Here is a 20,603-nt window from a genome sequence, read left to right as displayed (position 1 = left end):
CTTCTTCCTAGGTGGGCTCGGGCTCAGTCGCTAGGACTTGCTGCCAGCGCGTTCGCGCCGCCGACGATTTCACTGATTTCCTGCGTGATGTTGGCCTGCCGGATCGAGTTCGCCTGGCGGGTCAGGTTGTTGACCAGATCCGTGGCGTTGTCGGTGGCGGCCTTCATTGCCGTGCGGCGCGCGGCCGACTCCGAGGCCGCGGCCTCGAGCAACGACGAGTAGATGCGGGTGTTGATGTACTTCGGCAGCAACGCCGCCAGCAGCGTGTCCGCATCGGGCTCGAACTCGTACTGGGCCGTGACCTCCGCATCGGAATCGGTGAACGGATCCGGGCCCAGCTCGTAGTTCTCGTCGACGAAGCTCACCTGGATCGGCGCCAGCCGGCGGACCTCCGGGGTCTGCGTCAGCATCGAGACGAATCGCGTGTACACGACGTGCAATTCGTCGACACCGGCCATGGTGCCCGCACCGTCCGGCGTGGCCACCTCACCGTCGGCACCGGCCATGAAGGCCGTCACCAGGTGATTGCACGCGGCCGACGCGTCGGTGTAGTTCGGGCGCTGGGAGAACCCGAGCCACGAACCGTTCACCTCACGCTGCCGGAACGTGTAGTACGTCAGGCCCTTGGCGCCCATCACATACAGCACCGGCTCCTTGCCCTCGCCGCGCAGCGTGGTGACCAGTTCCTCGGCGCGCTTGAGCACGTTCGAGTTGTAGCCGCCGCACATGCCGCGATCGCTGGTGATCACCAGGACCGCGGCGCGGCGCGGATTCGGCCGCTCCACCAGCAGCGGGTGGTTGAGATTCTTGGAGGCGGCGGCCAGTTCGCCGAGCGCCTTCGTGATCTCTTCCGAGTACGGCTTGGCGGCCGCGACCCGGGCCTGCGCCTTGGTGATTCGCGAGGTCGCGATCAGCTCCTGAGCCTTCGTGATCTTCTTGATCGAGCTCACACTGCGAATGCGGGAGCGCAATTCGCGCACGCTTGCCATCAGCTACTCACACTCCCTTCATTCGCTCGGTCTTCGACAGACAACATCCGGTCTACGACCCGATCACTTCTCGACGTGCTTGCGGGTGACCGCCAGCGACTCGACCTCTTCGTGGCCCAGTTCGCCCGCGGCGGCCTCGTTCACGACACGGCTGCCGTCGGAGGCCAGGAAGCCCTGCTTGAACTTCTCGGTCGCGGCCTTGAACTGGTCGGCGGCCTCGCCCTCGACCTTCTTGCCGCCCTCGATCGCCTTGAACGCGTCGGCGGCGCTGCGGTGCAGATCCTCCAGCAGTTCGTTGTTGAAGCGGCGGACGTCGCCGACCGGCACGGTGTCGAAGAAGCCGCCGTCGACCAGGAAGATCGACACGATCTGGTCCTCGACGGCGACCGGGCTGTACTGGTCCTGCTTGAGTAGCTCGACCCAGCGGGCACCGCGCTCCAGTTGCGCCAGCGACGCGGCGTCCAGGTCGGAGGCGAAGGCGGAGAACGCCTCCAGCTCGCGGTACTGGGCCAGCTCCAGACGCAGCGACCCGGCGACCTGCTTCATACCCTTGGTCTGCGCGGCGCCACCGACACGGGAGACGGAGGTACCGACGTTGATCGCCGGGCGCACACCCTTGTTGAACAGGTCGGACTCGAGGAAGACCTGGCCGTCGGTGATGGAGATGACGTTGGTCGGGATGAACGCCGAGATGTCACCGGCCTTGGTCTCGATGATCGGCAGACCGGTCATCGAGCCCGCGCCCAGCTCGTCGGACAGCTTCGCGCAACGCTCCAGCAGACGGGAGTGCAGGTAGAAGACGTCACCCGGGTAGGCCTCGCGGCCCGGCGGGCGGCGCAGCAGCAGCGAGATGGAGCGGTAGGCCTCGGCCTGCTTGGACAGGTCGTCGAACACGATCAGCACGTGCTTGCCCTGGTACATCCAGTGCTGGCCCAGCGCCGAACCGGTGTAGGGCGCCAGCCACTTGAAGCCGGCGGAGTCCGACGCGGGCGCCGCGACGATGGTGGTGTACTCCATCGCGCCGCGCGCCTCGAGCGCGGCCTTGACGCCGGCGATGGTCGAGCCCTTCTGGCCGATGGCGACGTAGATGCAGCGCATCTGCTTGGTCGGATCGCCCGACTCCCAGTTCGCCTTCTGGTTCAGGATGGCGTCGATGCAGACGGCGGTCTTGCCGGTCTTGCGGTCGCCGATGATCAGCTGGCGCTGGCCGCGGCCGATCGCGGTCAGGGCGTCGATGGCGGTGATGCCGGTGGCCATCGGCTCGCCGACCGGCTGGCGCTCCAGCACGGACGCGGCCTGCAGCTCCAGCGCGCGGCGCTCGTCGGACTCGATCTCGCCCAGGCCGTCGATCGGCGCGCCGAGCGGGTCGATGACGCGGCCGAGGAAGTTGTCGCCGACCGGCACCGAGAGCACGTCACCGGTGCGGCGGACCTGCTGGCCCTCCTCGATGGTGTCGAACTCACCCAGGATGACCGCGCCGATCTCGGTGTCCTCGAGGTTCAGCGCGACGCCCAGCACGCCGCCCGGGAACTCGAGCAGCTCGTTGGCCATCGCCGAGGGCAGGCCGCTGATGTGGGCGATGCCATCGCTGGTGTCGGTGACGACACCGACTTCCTCGATGGAGGTCTCGGGGGTGTAGCTCTGGGTGTAGCTCTCGATCGCGCTACGGATCTCATCGGGGGAGATCGTCAGCTCCGCCATGGTTCTTCCTGCTCTCGCTGTGTGGTCTGGAATGTCGGGGGGTGGCGCGCCGGATTATCCGAGGGACTGGCGCAGCCGCTGCAGTCGGCCGACGGCGCTGCCGTCGATCACGTCGTCACCGACGCGCACGACGACACCGGCCAGCAGGCTCGGGTCGATCTGCACGTGCACGGTGACCGGCTTGTCGTAGATGCGCTGCAGCGAGGCCGCCAGGTGTTCCCGCTGCTGCGGCGTCAGCTCCGAGGCGGCCCGCACGTGCGCCACGATCTGCTTGCGCAGCGACGCCGCCAGATCCGACAGGTGGTCGAAGACGACGCCGACGTCGCCGTGCGAGCGGCTGACCGCCTGCTCGGCCAGCTGGATCGTGATGTCCTCGACCTTGCCGGTCAGCAGGCGCCCGATCAGGCCGCGCTTGTCCGCGGCGGACTTGCCGCGGTCGGCCAGGGCCTGCTCGAGGTCCGGATTGTCCTCGACGATGCGACCGAGCCGGAACAGCTCGTCCTCGACGGCGTCGATCCGCTCGCGATCGGCCGCGGCGCGCAGCAGCGCCTCCCGGCCGAGCAGCACCAGCGTGTCGACCAGGTCCCGGGTGCGGGACCAGTCCTCGGCGACGGCCGTGGTCAGCACGGCCTGGGTGGCCGCGCTGATCTTGCCGCCGAAGACACGTTCGGCCAGTTCGGCGCGCGCCGAACTCGACACCGACTTATCCGCGAGCGCTACACGCAGCGAACGCTGGTCGTCGAGTACGGCGACAACGGCGAACAGTTCGGAGCCCGTCGTGGCGGCGACGGAGTCGCTCCCGGTGAGAGCGGCCGAAAGAGCTTCCCGGGCACGGGAACTCGCCTCGCGGCTCGCTGCGTACATGCTTCCCACTTTCGGTTCGTTACCTTCCGACCCCGATGCCGGCCTTCTCGTCCAGCTCGGCGAGGAACCGGTCGATCGACGCAGCCTGCTTGGCCTCGTCCGACACCGACTGCCCGATGACCTTCTCGGCCAGATCGACGGCGGTGTGGCCCAGTTCCGACCGCAGCTCGGTCACGATCTGCTGGCGCTGAGCGTCCAGCTGCGCATTGCCCGAAGCCACGATGCGGTCGGCCTCGGCCTGTGCGTCCGCGCGCATCTGCGCGAGGATCTGCTGGCCCTGGGTGCGCGCCTCTTCACGGATGCGCGCGGCCTCGAGCCGGGCCTCGGCCAGCTGCTGCTGGTACTGCTCCAGGGTCGCCTGCGCCTCGGCCTGCGCGGCCTCGGCCTTGGCGATGCCGCCCTCGATCTTGTCCGAGCGCTCGTCGAGCACCTTCATCAAACGCGGGATGACGTACTTGTAGAAGACGAACCCGATGATGATGATGCAGACCGCCGACCAGACAATGTCGTACGGCTCCGGGATGAGAGGGTTTTTGTCCTCCGCCGCCTCTTCGGCGAGCAAATGAATCCCGTTCATGGCAATCAGAAGATGAAGCCGGCGACGAGACCGATCAGTGCCAGCGCCTCGGTGAACGCGATGCCCAGGAACATGTTGGTCCGGATGGTGCCCTGCAGCTCGGGCTGGCGGGCGAGGCCCTCGATCGCCTTACCGACGACGATGCCGACGCCGATACCGGGGCCGATGGCGGCCAGACCGTAACCGATCGCGCCGTAGCCCTTGACCTTCTCGGAGGTCTGGGCGAGTTCGGCGGCCACGTAGGAGAGGCTCATGAGATTTCTTTCCCTTTCTGTTGCCCACCCGCCGGGCGACGAGGTGGGGCAGTCTTGTGCGGTTGTGCGGTCAGTGCGAGTCGGCGTGCTGCGCCAGTCCGATGTACACGGCGGTGAGCAGCGCGAAAACGTAGGCCTGCAGGAAGATCACCAGGATCTCGAAGAGCGTGAAGGCGAATCCACCGAGCAGCGCGAACGGGGACAGCCCCTTCATCCAGGCGGCGCCGTCGAACAGGAAGTACTGGGTCGCGCTGAAGAACAGCACCAGCATGATGTGTCCGGCCAGCATATTGGCCATGAGTCGGACGGTCAGCGTGAACGGGCGCAGGATGAAGGTCGAGATGAACTCGATCGGAATCAGCAGTCCGTGCATCGCGATCGGCACATTGGGCACGACGATGCTCGAACGCATGTACTTCCAGAAGCCGTACTTTTTGATGCCCACGTAGTTGAAGGCGACGTACGCGATCGCGGCCAGCACTATCGGCATGCCGATTCGGGCGTTCGAGGAGATGTTCAGGAAGGGGATGATGCCCGAGAAGTTCAGGAACAGCACCGTGAAGAAGATCGTCGCGATGAGCGGGAAGAACTTCCGACCGGATTCCTTACCGAGCACCTCGTCGCAGATCTGCTCCTTGACGAAGACCAGGCCCGACTCCGCGATGTTCTGCAGTCCGCGCGGCACGATCTTGGGGCTGCGGAATGCCAGCAGCATCACCGCGACCAGGACCGCCGTCATCAGGACGCGGATGAGCATCAAACGGTCGAGCTCGAAAGGCGTCCCCTCGAACAGCACAGCTGGAGGGAAGAAATCTGACAGCGACGGCGCGTGAAACTCGGCCGCCAAAGTGGTGACGCTCAGCGTTCTCTCCCGTGTTCGGGCCGCAGGACATGCTTTCGCCTGCGGTTCGATCGGACATTGACGATCTTGTGGTCGACTCAGGTCGGCTCGAGTTCGTCAGCAGCTGCGCGGGTCGGCATACCCGCCATGGCGTCTGTACGTCGGCGACATCGTCGACGGTGCAGAGCCGAACCCCCTCAGGTCCGGCACGGCTGTAAGCATAGCCACCCTGGCTCGATCTTTGTGAACGCCCCTGGTTTGGCTGCCTACGGTAAAGAGTTTACCAAGCTATCTACGACAACGTGTAGGGGGTGGTCTCAAACGTTTGAACGATCTTGGTCCGCGTGGTCGTCCGGCAGGTCGACCACCGGAACCCGTTGTCGCAGAAGACCGTACGTTTCCGCACCCAGAACGATCAGCAGCGCACCCACCACGGTGAGGAACAGCGTGCCGGGGCTGTAGAAGTCGAACCGCTGCAGCACCGCGACCACGACCATCACCACCAGCAACTTGCCCACCCAGCTGCCCAGCATCACCATGCCCTGGATGCCGGAGTCCAATCGCCCGCTGAACAGCACCAGCGCCGCGGTCGTGAGAATGAAGAAACCGCCGATGGCCGCGCCGATCAGCGCGCCCCACAGGCCGGGCAGTCCGGCGAAGATCGACCCCAGGACGGCGGACAACACCACCAGCACGATCAATCCGGCGATGCCGTAGCGCAGCGCCGCGCGCAGCGGGGCGTCGGGATGATACTCGGATGCCGTGCTCACGCGGGCCACTCTACTCGGCGCCGCCCTCGCCCCCGCGCGGTGCCCGGCGGCGTATTCCGACGGCCTCGCGCAGCGACGGCACCGCGGTCAGCACCAGTGCGCAGATCAGCCCGGCCGCGAACAGCAGCACGACCGCCTGACGATTCTCGATCAGCGAGGTTCCGACCGCACCGAAGGCCAGCACGCCCACCCACAGATAAATCGTCAGCACCACCCGGCGCTGCGAATGGCCGATCTGCAGCAGCCGGTGATGCAGGTGCATTTTGTCCGGAGTGGAGAAACTCACGCCCGCCCGCACCCGGCGCACGATCGCCAGCACCAGGTCCAGTACCGGAATGAACATCACGGCCCCGACCAGCAGCAGCGGTGAAAGCAGACCGACGATATCGCGCGGCCCGTATCCGTTGAGCGGAATTCGACCCGAGGCGCCGGTGGAGATGGCCGCCAACATCAGCCCGATCAGCATGGAACCGGAATCGCCCATGAATATGCGGGCGGGTTGGAAATTATGCGGCAGGAATCCCAGGCAGGCGCCGGCGAGCGCGGCCGCGAGCAATGCGGGCGGATAGGTACTGACGTCACCGCCCTGCGCGTAGAGCAGGCCCATGGAAAAGACGAATACCGCCCCGGCGCAGATCAGGCCGAGCCCGGCGGCCAGGCCGTCCATGCCGTCGACGAAATTCATCGCATTGATCATGGTGATGGTGACGACGACCGTCACCAGGCCGCCCTGCAGCGTGTCCAGCACCACCGTGGTCTGGTTGAACGGGTTGTAGATGACGACCCAGCTCAGCCCGATCACCGCCATGACACCCGCGGCGGTGATCTGACCGACGAATTTGGTCAGCGCGTCCAGGCCCCACCGATCGTCGACGATGCCGACCAGCACGATCAGCGTGGCCGCCACCAGCACCGCGGGAATATCCGGCACGAAATCGAATCCCCGTCGCAGCGCGGGCAATTGGTGCGCGAACAGCACCGCGGCGAGGACGCCGATGTACATGCCGACGCCGCCCATCCGCGGGGTCGGCTTGGAGTGCACGTCCCGCTCGCGGGGCACGGCCACCGCGCCGAAGGCGATGGCCAGCACCCGGATGCCGCCGGTGGACAGCAGCGTCACCACCGCCGACACGAGCAGCACCAGGAGCAGCTCGCGCAGCGGAACGACCGCGCTCTGACTGAAACCCATCTAGCAGGCCGTCACCGCGCGGTTTCGGGCGTGAGCTCGTCCGGCGACAGGCCCAGCACCTCGGCCACCTGGACCGCTGTCACCGCGCCCTCGCGCAGGATGCGCGGTGTATCGGCGGTGAGGTCGACGATGGTGGACGGCAGGCCGTGCTCGGCCGTGCCGCCGTCCAGGTACACGCCGACCAGGTCGCCCAACTGCGTGCGGGCCTCGTCGACGGTCGTGGCGGGCGGCTGCCCCGAGACATTGGCACTGGAGACCGCCAGCGGGCCCACCTCGCGCAGCAACTCCAGCGCGACCGGATGCAGCGGCATGCGCAGCATGACCGTGCCGCGGGCGTCGCCGAGATCCCACGCCAGCGAGGGCGCCTGTTGCACAACCAGACTCAGCCCGCCGGGCCAGAACGCCCGGATCAGATCGCGCGCCTGCGACTGCACCGAGAAGACGAGTCCGTCGATGGTGCTCCAGGACCCCACGAGCACCGGCACCGGCATATCCCGCCCGCGCCGCTTGGCGGCGAGCAGGGATTCGACGGCCGCCGAATCGAACGCGTCGGCGGCGAGGCCGTACACCGTATCGGTCGGAATGACGGCCAGCCGCCCGGATTTCAGGGTCGTCCGCGCGGCGGTCAGACCGGCGGCCCGCGAGTCGGGGTCGGAGCAGTCGTAGACGGTACTCACGGCAGGGAGTCTATTGAATGTGTCTCACCGCACGTCCCCCGGCGGGGTACGCACCCGCCCGAACCAGCCCGGCCAGCACGAATACCCTGCCCGCACCCCAGGGGAAAGCGGGGACGGATTTCCGCCAGCGAGGGTCGGGACCTGGCCCGATAGTGGTTGCCATGACCACTTCTTCTGCGTCGACCGCTGTTGCTGTTCTCGAAGGGATGTATCGGGCCGAGGCGGAGTACCTTGCGGCCGGAGGGCCGGGGCGGGCGTCGTTCGCGACGCTGGCGCCCTACTTCGCGCCGGATGTCGCGCTGTATCAGGCCGAGGCGCTGCCGTACGGCGGGATCTGGCGCGGGCATGCGGGCATGGAGCAGTTCTTCCGGGCGATGAGCGGGGTATGGGAGCGCTTCGACATGGTGGAGCAGACGTTCCTGAGCGATGTCAGCCCGCTCGTCGTGCTGACGCGGGTGCATGCCCGCGCGCGGGCGACCGGCCGGGAGCTCGAGTTCCCGATCCTGCAGACCGTCGAGATCACCGACGGGCAGATCAGCGAGGTGCACCCGTTCTACTGGGACACCGCCGCCATCGCCGAGATCTGCCGCCTCGAGGTCGGATAGGCCCGGCAGGAATCGCTCCGCCCCATGGGCGAGAGTGCTCCGAGGGATACGAACCGGGTTGCCGAGGGCCGGCTGGACCCGCGGAGCCGACGGACGGTCCGGTGAATCAGTCGGCGACCACCCGGCGAGCGGCGACGAAGCGTGGCTTACCGGCGAGGTCCGGATGCTCGACCACGGCGATGAATCCGGTGCGTTGGAACAGCGCCGCGACCTGAGAACCGTTGGAGTCGTCGTGTTCGACCGCCGTGACACCGTCGGCGCGGAGCAGGCGGGCGATGGTGCCCACCATCGGGCGGATCACGTCCAGGCCGTCGCCGCCGCCGAACAGTGCGAGGTGCGGATCATGGTCGCGCACTTCGGGATCCAGCTCCGCGGCGACGGGGACGTACGGCGGGTTGGCGACCACGACGTCGACCCGCCCGTCGAGTTCGGACAGGATCCGCGGGTCGGTGACGTCACCGGCGTGCAGGGTGATCGGGGTGTCGCCGTCCGCGGCGCAGCGGTCGGCATTGCGCCGCGCCCAGCTCAGCGCGGCCGGATCGAGTTCGACCGCGTGCACCTCGGCATCGGGGCGGGCGTGCGCGATGGCCAGCGCCAGTGCCCCCGAGCCGGTGCACAGATCGACCACGATCGGCCGATGTTCGTGCCCGGCCGCCTCCAGTTGCGCCAGCGCCCAGGCGAACAGCAGCTCCGTCTCCGGCCGCGGCACGAACACCCCGGGCCCGACCGCCAGGTCGATCTCCCCCATCGCCGCGCTGCCCGTGAGATGTTGCAGCGGAACGCGTTCCGCGCGCCGCGCCACCAGTTCCCGGAACTCCCCCAGCTGTTCGGCCGTCACCATCGGGATCAACGCCAGCCGCGAACGCTCGACACCGAGCACGTGCGCAGCCAGGAATTCGGCATCCACGCGCGGACTGTGCACCCCCGCTGCCCGCAGGGTCTCCGCGGCCTCGAGGATCGCGGGCCGCAACGGAACTCGGCTCACACCGTCCAGAATGCCCGCCCCGTCAGCCATCGACGGTCACTCGGCGGCGAGGCGGGCCGCGCGGTCTGCTTCACCCAGTGCGTCCAAGAGGGCGTCCAGGTCACCACCCAGCACCGAATCCAAATTGTGAGCTTTGAAACCGATGCGATGATCGGTGATCCGGTTCTCCGGGAAGTTATAGGTGCGAATGCGTTCGGACCGATCGACCGTGCGAATCTGGCTGGCTCGCCCGGCGGCCGCCTCCGCGTCGGCCTGCTCCTCCGCCAGTGCCTGCAGCCGCGCCGCGAGCACCTGCATGGCGCGAATCTTGTTCTGCAGCTGCGATCGTTCGTTCTGACACGTCACCACGATGCCGGTGGGCAGGTGGGTGAGGCGCACCGCCGAGTCGGTGGTGTTGACGCCCTGACCGCCCTTGCCGGAGGACCGGTACACGTCCACGCGCAGATCCGATTCGTCGATCTGCACCTGCTCGACCTCGTCCGGCTCGGGGTAGATGAGCACGCCCGCGGCCGAGGTGTGGATGCGTCCCTGCGATTCGGTGACCGGCACCCGCTGCACGCGGTGCACGCCGCCCTCGAACTTCAGCCGCGACCACACTCCGTCGCGGCTGGGCTCGCGGCTCTTGATCGACAGCGTCGCCTCCTTGTAACCGCCCAGATCGGAGACGTTGGCGTCGAGCACCTCGACCTTCCAGCCGTGCCGCTCGGCATAGCGGATGTACATCCGGGCCAGGTCGGAGGCGAACAGCGCCGATTCCTCGCCGCCCTCGCCGGACTTCACCTCGAGCACCACGTCGTCGGCGTCGTGCGGATCGCGCGGCGCGAGCAGATCGGTGAGCGTCTGCTCCAGCTCGGACACCAGCTGCTCCAGGTTGGGCACCTCGGCGGCGAACGACGCATCGTCGGCCGCCAGCTCCTGTGCCGCGGCCAGATCGTCGCGCGCGGACTGCAGCCTGGTGTAGGTCGACATGATCGGAGCGAGCTCGGCGAACCGCTTGCCGACGCGACGGGCCTCTCCCGGGTTGTTGTGCAGCGCCGGATCGGACAGCTGCATCTCCAGCCCGGCATGCTCGGCCAGGATGTCGTCGATCGCGGACGGGGCCGTCTTATCGGCCATCGCGTGTGCTCCTATGACGATGGGGAGATCCCGGCCGAAAGCATGCCGGGAATACAAAGGGACGCTCAACGCCGGGAACGTGAAGCGGGCGCTCAAACACGTCGACGCCCGACCTGCTGGGCAGGACGGGCGTCGGCGGGACAGTTACTTGGCGTCTTCGGCCTTCTTGGCGCGCTTGCCGTAGCGGGCCTCGAAGCGGGCGACGCGGCCGCCGGTGTCCAGGATCTTCTGCTTGCCCGTGTAGAACGGGTGGCACTGGGAGCAGACCTCGACGTTGATGTGGCCCGACTCCTTGGTGCTGCGAGTCTGGAACGTGTTGCCACAACCGCAGACGACGGTCGTGTCCACGTACGTGGGGTGGATTCCTGCCTTCATGGGTGTCCTTTCGATGTGGTCGCCGGGTCGCCGTCGAAGCTCGAGGGCGTGAACCGGAACCGACTAGGCGGGATGGTCTGCCTTCTACCAGCAGACGCACCAGCGATCCAGTATGCCAGAACCGCTGACACGCTCCCAAAACGCACCCCGGGTCGGGTTTGTTCCCCCCTTGCCCCCAACTCCTTCCCCCCTGAAATTTCGGGCACGCATCTTTGCAGCTCTCGAGCCAGGCTGAAGTCGAGTAGTCGACTACGCAGGAACACGAACACCGTTGTTCATAGAGTATCGCCAGGTGAGAACCGTGCGATCACATGAGAGGACAGCAGTGAATCTCCACGCCGCTCGGGGGGCGACGAGGTCCAGGTCCCTGACATCCGGGAGGGACCCGACGCGCTCGAGGCGCCGCGCGCTGCCGGGGGGTAGGCACGCGGCCCGCATGTCGGCCGGTGCCGTACTGGCCGCGCTGGCATTGACGGCCGGGATCGGCTGGTGGCTGGCACCCGGTGAGCAACCGGACCCGTCCGCCGCCCCGCAACCCGGCACACCCGAACTCGAATACACCGCCCACACCGTTCCCACGGGCGGCATCACCTCGGCCACCGCGATGATCCTGGCGATGTTGATCATCGGTGCGGCCGTTATCGGGCTGCTGTTCTTCGGCCCGAAAACACAGCGGCGGCCCCGCCGAAGCGAGGCCGCCGTGAGGTCCCGGCCGAAAGCATGCCGGAATGCAATATCAGGACTCCTATTCCTCCAGCTGGCCCGGGGCGGTCTTGGAGACCGTCATCAGGAACTCGAGGTTGTTCTTGGTCTTCTTCAGCCGGTCGATCAGCAGATCGATGGCCTGATGCGAATCCAGTCCGGACAGCACCCGGCGCAGCTTGTGCAGGACCGCGGCCTCGTCCGGGTTCATCAGTAGATCGTCGCGGCGGGTACCGGACGGATTGACGTCCACCGCCGGGAACACGCGCCGCTCCGCGATCTTGCGGTCCAGCTTCAGCTCGGCATTACCGGTGCCCTTGAACTCCTCGAAGATCACCGTGTCACCGGTCGAACCGGTCTCCACCATGGCGGTGGCGATGATCGTCAGCGAGCCGCCGTTCTCGATATTGCGCGCCGCGCCGAGGAACCGCTTGGGCGGATACAGCGCGGTCGAGTCGATACCACCGGAGAGGATGCGGCCCGACGCCGGCGACGAGTTGTTGTAGGCGCGGCCCAGTCGGGTGATCGAGTCGAGCAGCACGACCACGTCCTGCCCCATCTCCACCAGCCGCTTGGCCCGCTCGATCGCGAGCTCGGCGACGGAGGTGTGATCGCCCGGCGGACGGTCGAAGGTGGAGGCGATCACCTCGCCGCGCACGGTGCGCTGCATATCGGTGACCTCTTCCGGACGCTCGTCGACCAGCACCACCATGAGGTAGACCTCGGGGTTGTTGACCGCGATCGCGTTCGCGATGTCCTGCATGATCGTGGTCTTACCCGCCTTCGGCGGCGACACGATCAGCGCGCGCTGGCCCTTGCCGATCGGCATGATCAGGTCGATCACGCGCGTGGTCAGCTTGTTCGGCTGGGTTTCCAGCCGCAGCCGCTGATTCGGGTACAGCGGGGTCAGCTTGTTGAAGTCCGGGCGGCGCTTGGCGCTGTCGATATCGGCGCCGTTGACGGTGTCCAGTCGCACCAGCGGATCGAACTTCTGCCGCTGATTGCTCGAATCGCCGTCGCGGGGCGCACGCACCGCACCGGTGATGGCGTCGCCGCGGCGCAGGCCGTTCTTACGGACCAGGTTCATCGAGACGTACACGTCGTTCGGCCCGGCCAGGTAGCCCGAGGTGCGCACGAACGCGTAGTTGTCGAGCACGTCCAGGATGCCGGCCACCGGCTGCAGGACGTCGTCCTCGCGGATCTCGACATCGCGGCTCTCGCCACCGCCGCCGCCCTCGCGGTCGCGGCCGCGACGGCGCTCGCGGAAGCGGCGACCCCGCCGCCCGCGGCCCGACTCCTCGTCGTCACCGCCGCGGTTGTCACTGCGGTTGCCGTTCTGGTTGTTCTGGTTCTGGCCGCCCTGATTGCGGTCGCGGCGGCGGTCGCCGGCCTCCTGCTCCGGCTTCGCCTCGCCCTCGGACTTCGCGTCGGCACCCTTGCCCTCGGAAACCTTGGCTTCCGACTTGGCGTCGCCACCCTTGCCCTCGGCCTTCGCCTCGCCCTCGGCATTCGCTGCGCCGGAACGCTGTTCGCGCCCGCGGCGCTGCCGGCCCCGGCCCCGCTGGCCGCCCTCGCGGCCGCTGTCGTCGCCCGAATCCGATGCGGCGTTCTGCGATTCGGCGGGCTTGTCCGCGCCGACGCCGTCCAGCGTCTGCTGCTCCGCGCGCGCCGATCCCGACTTACCGCCGGATTCGGTCTTGGCGCCGGACTCGGCCTTGTTCCCCGATTCGGTCTTGGTGGCCTCGGCCTTGGTCGAGCCGGACTCCCCACCGGCCTTCGGCGCCTCGGCGGCCGCGGTCTTCGCCTCGTCCCGGGCGTCCGCGGTCTTGGTCTCACGCGTCGGCTTTCCCGACCCGGAGGCCTGATTTTCCTTGATGGCGGCGATCAGATCGCCTTTACGCATCCCGGATGTCCCTCGGATACCGAGTTCTCCGGCAAGCGCGCGCAACTGCGGCAACAACATTCCAGTCAGCCCCGATCGTGCGACGTCGGTTTGTTCGCTCATCTTCGAAATCTGTCCGGAGTCACTTTCGCGGCCCGAGGTGCGCGCATCGGTATCCACCCCGGGGGTCGCGAGCAGGTCCGTATCTGTCACGGAGATCCTTTCCTTCCCTCGATTGCCGTGTGCTTATTCGAGGGTTCCGTACCGAAGTCCGGTCATTGCGCCGAACTCGGATGCCGTATCGCCTGCCCCGCCGGACCGGCGGCCATCAACCACCTGGTCACAGCCACCGGTTCACAAAGGTGGGAGTGATCATTCCAGTTGCTATCCCCGACGTCCGAGACCCGGGTTCCGAGCCTGAGCAAGGAGCCTGCTGGAGCGATTGCCCTGATGAAGCACCGGCGACTGACGCGCACGATGTACGGACTCGCTCAGGATAGCTCCCACTGTTCAGCTCAGCAAGGCAGGCACGCCGTCAAACCACCCGCACGCCGTCGGAGATGGCGGGATGCACCACGCGCAGGCCGTCGGCGGCGGCCTGTTGACGCAGCTCAGCAGGGAATTCTCCGGTGTGCAGAGCCAGCACCGTCGGCCCGGCGCCCGATACGGTGGCGGCGATTCCGGCGTCCCGCAGCCGGGTGATCCACGCCGTCGTCAGCGGCAGCGCAGACGACCGGTAGCCCTGATGCAGACGGTCCGCCGTGGCCGGTAGCAGCAGGTCAGGACGCTGCGTCAAGGCCACTACCGCCAGGGCGGCACGGCTCGCGTTGAACGCCGCATCACCGTGCGGAACCAGTTCCGGCAGCAGGCCGCGGGTGTGCGCGGTCGAGGACCGCTCCTCGGGAACCAGCACCGTCGCCCGCAGGGCGGCATGCGGATCCAGCCGCACCGCGCGGTAAAGGCGCTGGTGGTGGTCGGATTTTCCGTTCACGCCGGTGTCTACCGGGCTACCGGTTTCGGTCCACGACACCACGATGCCGCCCAGTACGCTGGCGGCCGCGTTGTCCGGATGACCCTCGAATTCCGAAGCGAGCTGCACCAATTCGGCATCGTCACCGGCCAGCTCGGGATCGAACTCGCGGGCCAGGCCGCGACCCGCGGCCAATCCACCCACCACTGCCGACGCGGAGGACCCCAACCCCCGCGAATGTGGAATCACGTTGCGGCACAACACATCCAGGCCGTCGGCCCAGACTCCCGCCGATTCCAACCCCCTTTCGATCGCTCGCACCACGAGATGTGAAGGGCCCCAAGGTACGTCGTCGGCACCCTCGCCCTCCACCCGGATCGTAAGCCCGGAGTCGGTCGTGCGCACGACGATCTCGTCATAAAGCCCCAGGGCGATTCCGAGCGAATCGAAACCCGGGCCCAGATTTGCGCTCGACGCGGGCACCCGCGCCGTCACCGAAATATCGGCGGGCAGGGTCCTTGCCATCACCTGGCCTTCGCGCGAACTCAACTCAGGCCAGCTCGAGCTCGTGGGCCACCGCGACCGGATCGACCTGGATCGCCTGAACTTCCGGCATCCCCGACAGTGCGGTGTCGGGATCCTTGAGACCGTTGCCGGTCACGGTGCAGACCACGGTCAGACCGGCGTCCAGCCAGCCCTCCGCGCGAGCGGCCAGCAGCCCGGCCACGCTCGCGGCCGAGGCGGGCTCCACGAAGACGCCCTCGGTGCTCGCGATCAGCCGGTACGCGGCGAGGATCTCCTCGTCGGTGGCGGCCCGGAAGGCGCCGCCGGATTCCTGCTGCGCGGCCACCGCGCTGTTCCACGAGGCCGGCGCGCCGATCCGGATGGCGGTCGCGATGGTCTCGGGATCCTTCACGGGCGAGCCGCTGACCAGCGGCGCCGCCCCGGCGGCCTGCACGCCCAGCATGCGCGGGCGGATCGCGGTGACGCCGTCGGCGTGGTATTCGCTGTAGCCCTTCCAGTACGCGGTGATGTTCCCCGCGTTGCCGACCGGCAGCGCGTGCACGTCGGGGGCCCGGCCGAGGGCGTCGCAGATCTCGAACGCCGCGGTCTTCTGTCCCTCGATGCGGGCCGGATTGACCGAGTTCACCAGGCCGACCTCCGGGAATTCCGCGGTCACCTTGCGCGCCAGCTCCAGGCAATCGTCGAAATTGCCCTGCACCTGAATAATCTTGGCGCCCAGCATGACCGCCTGGGCCAGCTTGCCCATCGCGATCTTGCCCTGCGGGATGAGCACCGCGCAGTGCATGCCCGCGCGGGTGGCGTAGGCGGCGGCCGAGGCCGAGGTGTTGCCGGTGGAGGCGCACAGCACGGCCTTCTGGCCGCGGGCCTTGGCGTCGGTCATCGCCATGGTCATGCCGCGGTCCTTGAAGGAACCGGTCGGGTTGAGACCCTCGACCTTGAGATAGACCTCACAGCCGGTCAGCTCCGACAGGTGATGCGCGGGCACCAGCGGGGTGCCGCCCTCGAACAGCGTCACCGGCTCCCAGTCGGCGCCGACCGCGAGCCGGTCGCGATAGGCGGCGATCAATCCGGGCCAGGGAGTGTGCACAGCCGCCGGCTGCACTCCTGTACTCATTCTTCGGTGCCTTCCAATCTCAAGACGCTGGTCACGGACGTGACGGACTCCAACTCGGCGAGCGCTGCCACCGTATCGGCCAGCGCCGACTCCTCCGCGTGGTGGGTGACCACGACGAGTCGGGCGCCCTCGTCGTGTCCCTCCTGGCGGACCGTCGAGATGCTGACACCGTGCTCGGCGAACTCGCCGGCCACCGCTTGCAGCACCCCGGTGCGGTCGGCAACCTTCAGGTTCACGTGGTAGCGGGTGGGGGTGTCCCCGATCGGCGCGATCGGTAGCTCAGCATAAACCGATTCGCCCGGTGCGCGACCACCGTAGAACTTGTTGCGGGCCGCCATCACCAGGTCGCCCATGACCGCGGAGGCGGTCGGCGCGCCACCGGCGCCCTGGCCGTAGAACATCAGTCGGCCCGCGTTCTCGGCCTCCACGACCACGGCATTGAAGGCGCCGTCGACCGCCGAGAGGGGATGCTTGCGCGGGATCAGGGCCGGGTACACCCGGACCGACACCCGTTCCTTGCCGCCCTTGTCGGGGGACGGGTCGCCGGAGATCCGCTCGCAGATTGCCAGCAGCTTGACGGTGCAACCGACCGCATCGGCGGTCTCGAGATCCTCGCCGGTGATCCGGGAGATGCCCTCGCGATAGACGTCGGCGGCGGTGACGCGGGTGTGGAAGGCCAGCGAGGCCAGGATCGCGGCCTTCGCGGCGGCGTCGTAGCCCTCCACGTCGGCGGTCGGATCGGCCTCGGCGTAGCCCAGGCGGGTGGCCTCCTTCAGCGTGAGGTCGTAGTCCGCACCGGTCTCGTCCATCGCCGACAGGATGAAATTCGTTGTGCCGTTGACGATTCCGATGATCCGATTGACCCGGTCGCCGGACAGGGACTGGATCAGCGGGCGCACCACCGGGATCGCTCCGGCGACCGCGGCCTCGAAGTACAGGTCGGCGCGGCTGCGCTCGGCGGCCGCGGCGAGTTCCCCGGTGTAGTCGGCCAGCAGCGCCTTGTTCGCGGTGATCACGGACTTACCGGCGTTGAGCGCGGCGAGAATGAGCTTGCGGGCCGGATCGATGCCGCCCATCACCTCGACCACGAGGTCGACGTCGTCGCGAGCGACCAGGGCCTCGGCGTCGGTGGTCAGCAGTTCCTCCGGAATGCCGCGGTCGACGCCGACGCGGCGCACGGACACCCCGCGCAGCACGACCGGCGCACCCGCCCGTTCGCGCAGGTCGTCGGCGTGATCACGCAGAATCCGGACCACCTCGGTACCGACGTTGCCCATGCCGAGCACCGCGACGCCGATCGGATGGTCGGGTCCGAAACCTCCGGCCCGCGCCTGCCCCAGAACCTCGGTCATGCTTCCACCTCCAAGCTCAACAAGTCGCCTACCGTCTCCCGACGCAGAATCAGCCGCGCCTGCCCGTCGCGCACGGCCACCACGGCCGGGCGCGTGAGCATGTTGTAGCGGCTGGACATCGAGTAGCAGTAGGCGCCCGTGGCCGCCACCGCCACCAGATCGCCCGGACCCACGTCCGCGGGGATCCAGGTGTCGCGGATGACGATATCGCCACTCTCGCAATGCTTTCCGACCACGCGCGCGACGACCGGCGCCGCGTCGGTGGACCGCGAAACCAACCGGCAGTCGTAGTCCGCCTGATACAGCGCGGGCCGGATGTTGTCGCTCATGCCGCCGTCGACGCTGACGTAGCGGCGCTGCGCGCCGGCGTCGAGCGTGACGTCCTTGGTGGTACCGACCTCGTACAGCGTCACCGTGCCCGGACCGGCGATGGCCCGGCCGGGCTCGACCGCGATCTCCGGTGTGGCCAGCCCGATCTGGGCGGCCTCGCTCGCCACCAGATCGCGGACCTTGGCGGCGAAGTCGTCCAGCGGCGGCGGATCGTCGCTGGGCAGGTACGAAATGCCAAGCCCGCCACCGAGATCCAGCGTGTGGATCTGCTCGGTGCGCTCGACGCCGAACTTGTCGATGGCGTCGCGCAGCAGCCGCAGCATGCGCCGGGCGGAGATCTCGAAGCCGTCGATCTCGAAGATCTGCGAGCCGATGTGGCTGTGCAGGCCGACCAGTCGCAGGTTCTGCGCCTCGAACACCCGCGTCAGCGCCTCCATGGCGTCGCCGCCCGCGATCGAGAAGCCGAATTTCTGATCCTCGTGCGCGGTCGAAATGTATTCGTGCGTATGGGCTTCCACGCCGACGGTGACGCGCACCAGCACGTCCTGGACGACGCCCGCGCGACCGGCCACCGCCTCCAGCCGATCGATCTCGATCAGCGAGTCGACGACGACGTGGCCGACCCCGGCGGCGACCGCCTCTTCCAGCTCGGGGACGGATTTATTGTTGCCGTGCAACGCGATTCGCCGAGCCGGGAAACCGGCGTGCAGCGCCACGGCCAGCTCGCCGCCGGAGCAGACATCCAGGTACAGGCCCTCGTCGCGCACCCAGCGCGCGACCTCACCGCACAGGAATGCCTTGGAGGCGTAGTGCACTCGCGCATTGTCACCGAAGGCGCGCAGCATGTCGCGGCACCGGGACCGGAAGTCGTCCTCGTCCACCACGAACAGCGGCGTGCCGTACTGCTGTGCCAGCTCGGTGACCGGCACACCGGCCAGCCGCACCACCCCGTCGGCGTCGCGAGATGCGTTGCGCGGCCACACGTTCGCGGGCAGCTCGATCAGCTCCGACGGGTGCGCGGGGCGCTCGGGCAGATTGGGGGCGTGCGGGATTTCGGCGTGCCGGGGCCCGGCGGGGTGTGCGCTCACGATGGTTCCTTTCCAGCCGGGGTGTTCACATGCGCTCCGGTGCCGAGACACCCAGCAGGGCAAGGCCGTTGGCCAGGACCTGCCGAGTGGCCCGGACCAGTTCCAGGCGGGCGGCGTTGAGCGGCGTCACCGGGTCGTCGCCCTTGGGCAGCACGCGCATGTCGTCGTCGGACTGGAAGGGGTGGTACACGCCCGCCAGCTCGTCCAGGTAGCGCACGACCCGGTGCGGTTCACGCATCTCGGCCGCCGTCGCCACCACCCGCGGATACTCGCCGAGGGTCCGGATGAGATCGCCCTCCCGGTCGGAGGTCATGAGGCCGAGATCCGGTGTCACCGAATCGAATCCGAACGCGGCCGAGTTCTCGATGATGCGGCAGGTGCGCGCGTGCGCGTACTGCACGTAGTAGACCGGGTTCTCGCTGCCCTGGGTCGTCCACAGGTCGAGGTCGATATCGATGGTGGAGTTCACCGACGACCGCACCAGCGAGTACCGCGCGGCGTCGACGCCGATCGCGTCGACCAGGTCGTCCAGCGTGATCACCGTACCGGCACGCTTCGACATCCGTACGGCCACACCGTCTTTCACCAGATTCACCATCTGGCCGATGAGCACCTCGACGGTGTCGGGATCGTTGCCGGAGGTGGCGGCGATCGCCTTCAACCGGCCGATGTAGCCGTGGTGGTCGGCGCCGAGCATGTAGATGCACAGGTCGAAGCCGCGATCGCGCTTGTTCTGGTAGTAGGCGATGTCACCGCCGACGTAGGCCGCCTTGCCGTCGCTCTTGATGACGACGCGATCCTTGTCGTCGCCGTACTCGGAGCTGGCGATCCACCAGGCACCGTCCTTCTCGTACAGGTCGCCGGAGGCCTTCAGGGCATCGACCGCCCGCTCCACCGCGCCCGACTCGAACAGCGAGCTCTCGTTGAAGTAGACGTCGAAATCGGTGCCGAAGTCGTGCAGCGTCTGCTTGATGTGCGCGAACATCAGCTCGACACCCTCGCGCCGGAACAGCTCGTGCCGTTCGGCTTCCGGCAGTTCGGCCGCGCCCGGGTTCTCGGCGACGATCCGGGCGGCGATCTCGCCGATGTAGGCGCCCGCATAGCCGTCATCGGGTGTGGGCGCGCCCGTGGCCGCGGCGACCAGCGAATTCGCGAACCGGTCGATCTGCGCGCCGTGGTCGTTGAAGTAGTACTCGCGCGTGACGTCGCCGCCCTGCGCGGCCAGGATGCGGCCCAGGGCGTCGCCGACCGCGGCCCAGCGGGTGCCGCCCAGGTGGACCGGCCCGGTCGGGTTGGCGGACACGAACTCCAGGTTGATCTTCCGGCCGGACAGCGCGGCGGCCGTGCCGTAGTTCTCGCCCGCGGCCAGCACCTGTTCGACGATCGCGCCCTGTGCGGCGGCGGCCAGCCGGATGTTCAGGAAGCCCGGGCCCGCGACCTCGGCGGAGTCGATCCCCTCGGCCGCCGACAGCGCCTCGGCGAGCAGCCCGGCCAATTCCCGCGGGTTCAATCCCGCCTTCTTGGCCACCTGCATGGCCACATTCGTGGCATAGTCACCGTGTTCCGGGTTGCGGGGACGCTCCACCTTGACCTCGTCGGGCAGGACCGCAGGGTCCGATCCACGTTCGACGAGCACCTTCGCCGCGGTAGCACGAAGGAGGTCTGCAAGGTCAGCTGGAGTCACGAGTCTCTATCCT

The 20,603-nt window shown here is 68.0% G+C and carries 19 protein-coding genes; 1 reads left to right on the top strand and 18 read right to left on the bottom strand.

The annotated features are described in order from the left end of the window. Window positions 1-23 precede the first annotated feature (23 nt). The 9 genes from NM1_RS32725 to NM1_RS32685 form a co-directional block, all read right to left on the bottom strand. Window positions 24-989 (bottom strand): F0F1 ATP synthase subunit gamma, encoded by a 966-nt coding sequence (locus NM1_RS32725; RefSeq protein ID WP_068029002.1) that lies wholly within the window; start codon window positions 987-989, stop codon window positions 24-26. A gap of 63 nt (window positions 990-1,052) precedes the next feature. After that, the gene (gene atpA, locus NM1_RS32720) at window positions 1,053-2,690 is read right to left on the bottom strand and encodes a F0F1 ATP synthase subunit alpha (RefSeq protein WP_068028999.1); all 1,638 of its coding nucleotides are present in this window, start codon (window positions 2,688-2,690) and stop codon (window positions 1,053-1,055) included. A 54-nt stretch (window positions 2,691-2,744) separates the two neighbouring features. After that, entirely contained in the window at window positions 2,745-3,554 is an 810-nt protein-coding gene (locus NM1_RS32715) for a F0F1 ATP synthase subunit delta (RefSeq protein ID WP_068028995.1), read from the bottom strand. 19 nt (window positions 3,555-3,573) lie between these two features. Beyond that, window positions 3,574-4,131, bottom strand: coding sequence for a F0F1 ATP synthase subunit B (locus NM1_RS32710; protein ID WP_114699885.1), 558 nt, complete (start codon window positions 4,129-4,131; stop codon window positions 3,574-3,576). 5 nt (window positions 4,132-4,136) lie between these two features. Next, a complete protein-coding gene (locus NM1_RS32705; RefSeq protein WP_068028989.1) occupies window positions 4,137-4,385 on the bottom strand; it encodes an ATP synthase F0 subunit C in 249 nt (82 codons plus the stop codon). 70 nt (window positions 4,386-4,455) lie between these two features. Further along, the gene (gene atpB / locus NM1_RS32700) at window positions 4,456-5,232 is read right to left on the bottom strand and encodes a F0F1 ATP synthase subunit A (RefSeq protein WP_114699886.1); all 777 of its coding nucleotides are present in this window, start codon (window positions 5,230-5,232) and stop codon (window positions 4,456-4,458) included. A 311-nt stretch (window positions 5,233-5,543) separates the two neighbouring features. Continuing rightward, window positions 5,544-5,996 (bottom strand): Cg1360 family ATP-synthase-associated protein, encoded by a 453-nt coding sequence (locus tag NM1_RS32695; RefSeq protein ID WP_174556943.1) that lies wholly within the window; start codon window positions 5,994-5,996, stop codon window positions 5,544-5,546. A 10-nt stretch (window positions 5,997-6,006) separates the two neighbouring features. Further along, window positions 6,007-7,185, bottom strand: coding sequence for an MraY family glycosyltransferase (locus tag NM1_RS32690; RefSeq protein ID WP_068028983.1), 1,179 nt, complete (start codon window positions 7,183-7,185; stop codon window positions 6,007-6,009). Between the two features lie 11 nt (window positions 7,186-7,196). Next, window positions 7,197-7,862 (bottom strand): L-threonylcarbamoyladenylate synthase, encoded by a 666-nt coding sequence (locus tag NM1_RS32685; RefSeq protein WP_068028981.1) that lies wholly within the window; start codon window positions 7,860-7,862, stop codon window positions 7,197-7,199. A gap of 161 nt (window positions 7,863-8,023) precedes the next feature. Between NM1_RS32685 and NM1_RS32680 the strand changes: the two genes are divergently transcribed. Continuing rightward, window positions 8,024-8,467: a nuclear transport factor 2 family protein gene (locus tag NM1_RS32680; RefSeq protein WP_068028978.1), complete on the top strand. Its 444-nt coding sequence runs from the start codon at window positions 8,024-8,026 to the stop codon at window positions 8,465-8,467. A 106-nt stretch (window positions 8,468-8,573) separates the two neighbouring features. On the opposite strand, the gene prmC is transcribed toward NM1_RS32680, so the two are convergent. The 9 genes from prmC to argS form a co-directional block, all read right to left on the bottom strand. Beyond that, complete coding sequence (gene prmC / locus NM1_RS32675; RefSeq protein ID WP_068028975.1) at window positions 8,574-9,452, bottom strand: peptide chain release factor N(5)-glutamine methyltransferase; 879 nt, start codon at window positions 9,450-9,452, stop codon at window positions 8,574-8,576. A gap of 36 nt (window positions 9,453-9,488) precedes the next feature. After that, entirely contained in the window at window positions 9,489-10,568 is a 1,080-nt protein-coding gene (gene prfA, locus NM1_RS32670; protein ID WP_068028971.1) for a peptide chain release factor 1, read from the bottom strand. Between the two features lie 144 nt (window positions 10,569-10,712). Next, a complete protein-coding gene (gene rpmE, locus NM1_RS32665; RefSeq protein WP_068028967.1) occupies window positions 10,713-10,943 on the bottom strand; it encodes a 50S ribosomal protein L31 in 231 nt (76 codons plus the stop codon). Between the two features lie 745 nt (window positions 10,944-11,688). Next, window positions 11,689-13,608, bottom strand: coding sequence for a transcription termination factor Rho (gene rho, locus NM1_RS32660; protein ID WP_218022181.1), 1,920 nt, complete (start codon window positions 13,606-13,608; stop codon window positions 11,689-11,691). A 454-nt stretch (window positions 13,609-14,062) separates the two neighbouring features. Further along, window positions 14,063-15,022 carry a homoserine kinase gene (thrB, locus tag NM1_RS32655; RefSeq protein WP_068029053.1) on the bottom strand — a complete coding sequence of 320 codons (960 nt, stop codon included), beginning with the start codon at window positions 15,020-15,022 and terminating at the stop codon, window positions 14,063-14,065. A 25-nt stretch (window positions 15,023-15,047) separates the two neighbouring features. Beyond that, a complete protein-coding gene (thrC, locus tag NM1_RS32650) occupies window positions 15,048-16,136 on the bottom strand; it encodes a threonine synthase (RefSeq protein WP_068028960.1) in 1,089 nt (362 codons plus the stop codon). After that, window positions 16,133-17,488: a homoserine dehydrogenase gene (locus NM1_RS32645; protein WP_068028958.1), complete on the bottom strand. Its 1,356-nt coding sequence runs from the start codon at window positions 17,486-17,488 to the stop codon at window positions 16,133-16,135. The genes thrC and NM1_RS32645 overlap by 4 nt, the downstream gene beginning before the upstream one ends. Beyond that, window positions 17,485-18,906, bottom strand: coding sequence for a diaminopimelate decarboxylase (gene lysA / locus NM1_RS32640; RefSeq protein WP_068028955.1), 1,422 nt, complete (start codon window positions 18,904-18,906; stop codon window positions 17,485-17,487). Before lysA ends, NM1_RS32645 begins: the two co-directional genes overlap by 4 nt. A gap of 25 nt (window positions 18,907-18,931) precedes the next feature. Beyond that, on the bottom strand, window positions 18,932-20,590 hold the full coding sequence (gene argS / locus NM1_RS32635; protein ID WP_068028952.1) for an arginine--tRNA ligase: 1,659 nt from the start codon (window positions 20,588-20,590) through the stop codon (window positions 18,932-18,934). Window positions 20,591-20,603: the final 13 nt, after the last annotated feature.

Origin of the sequence: Nocardia mexicana NBRC 108244 (genome assembly GCF_001613165.1) — a bacterium.
Taxonomy (GTDB): Bacteria; Actinomycetota; Actinomycetes; order Mycobacteriales; family Mycobacteriaceae; genus Nocardia; species Nocardia mexicana.
Note: the sequence above shows the minus strand (reverse complement) of the source record. Positions and strands in the feature narration are given on the sequence as shown.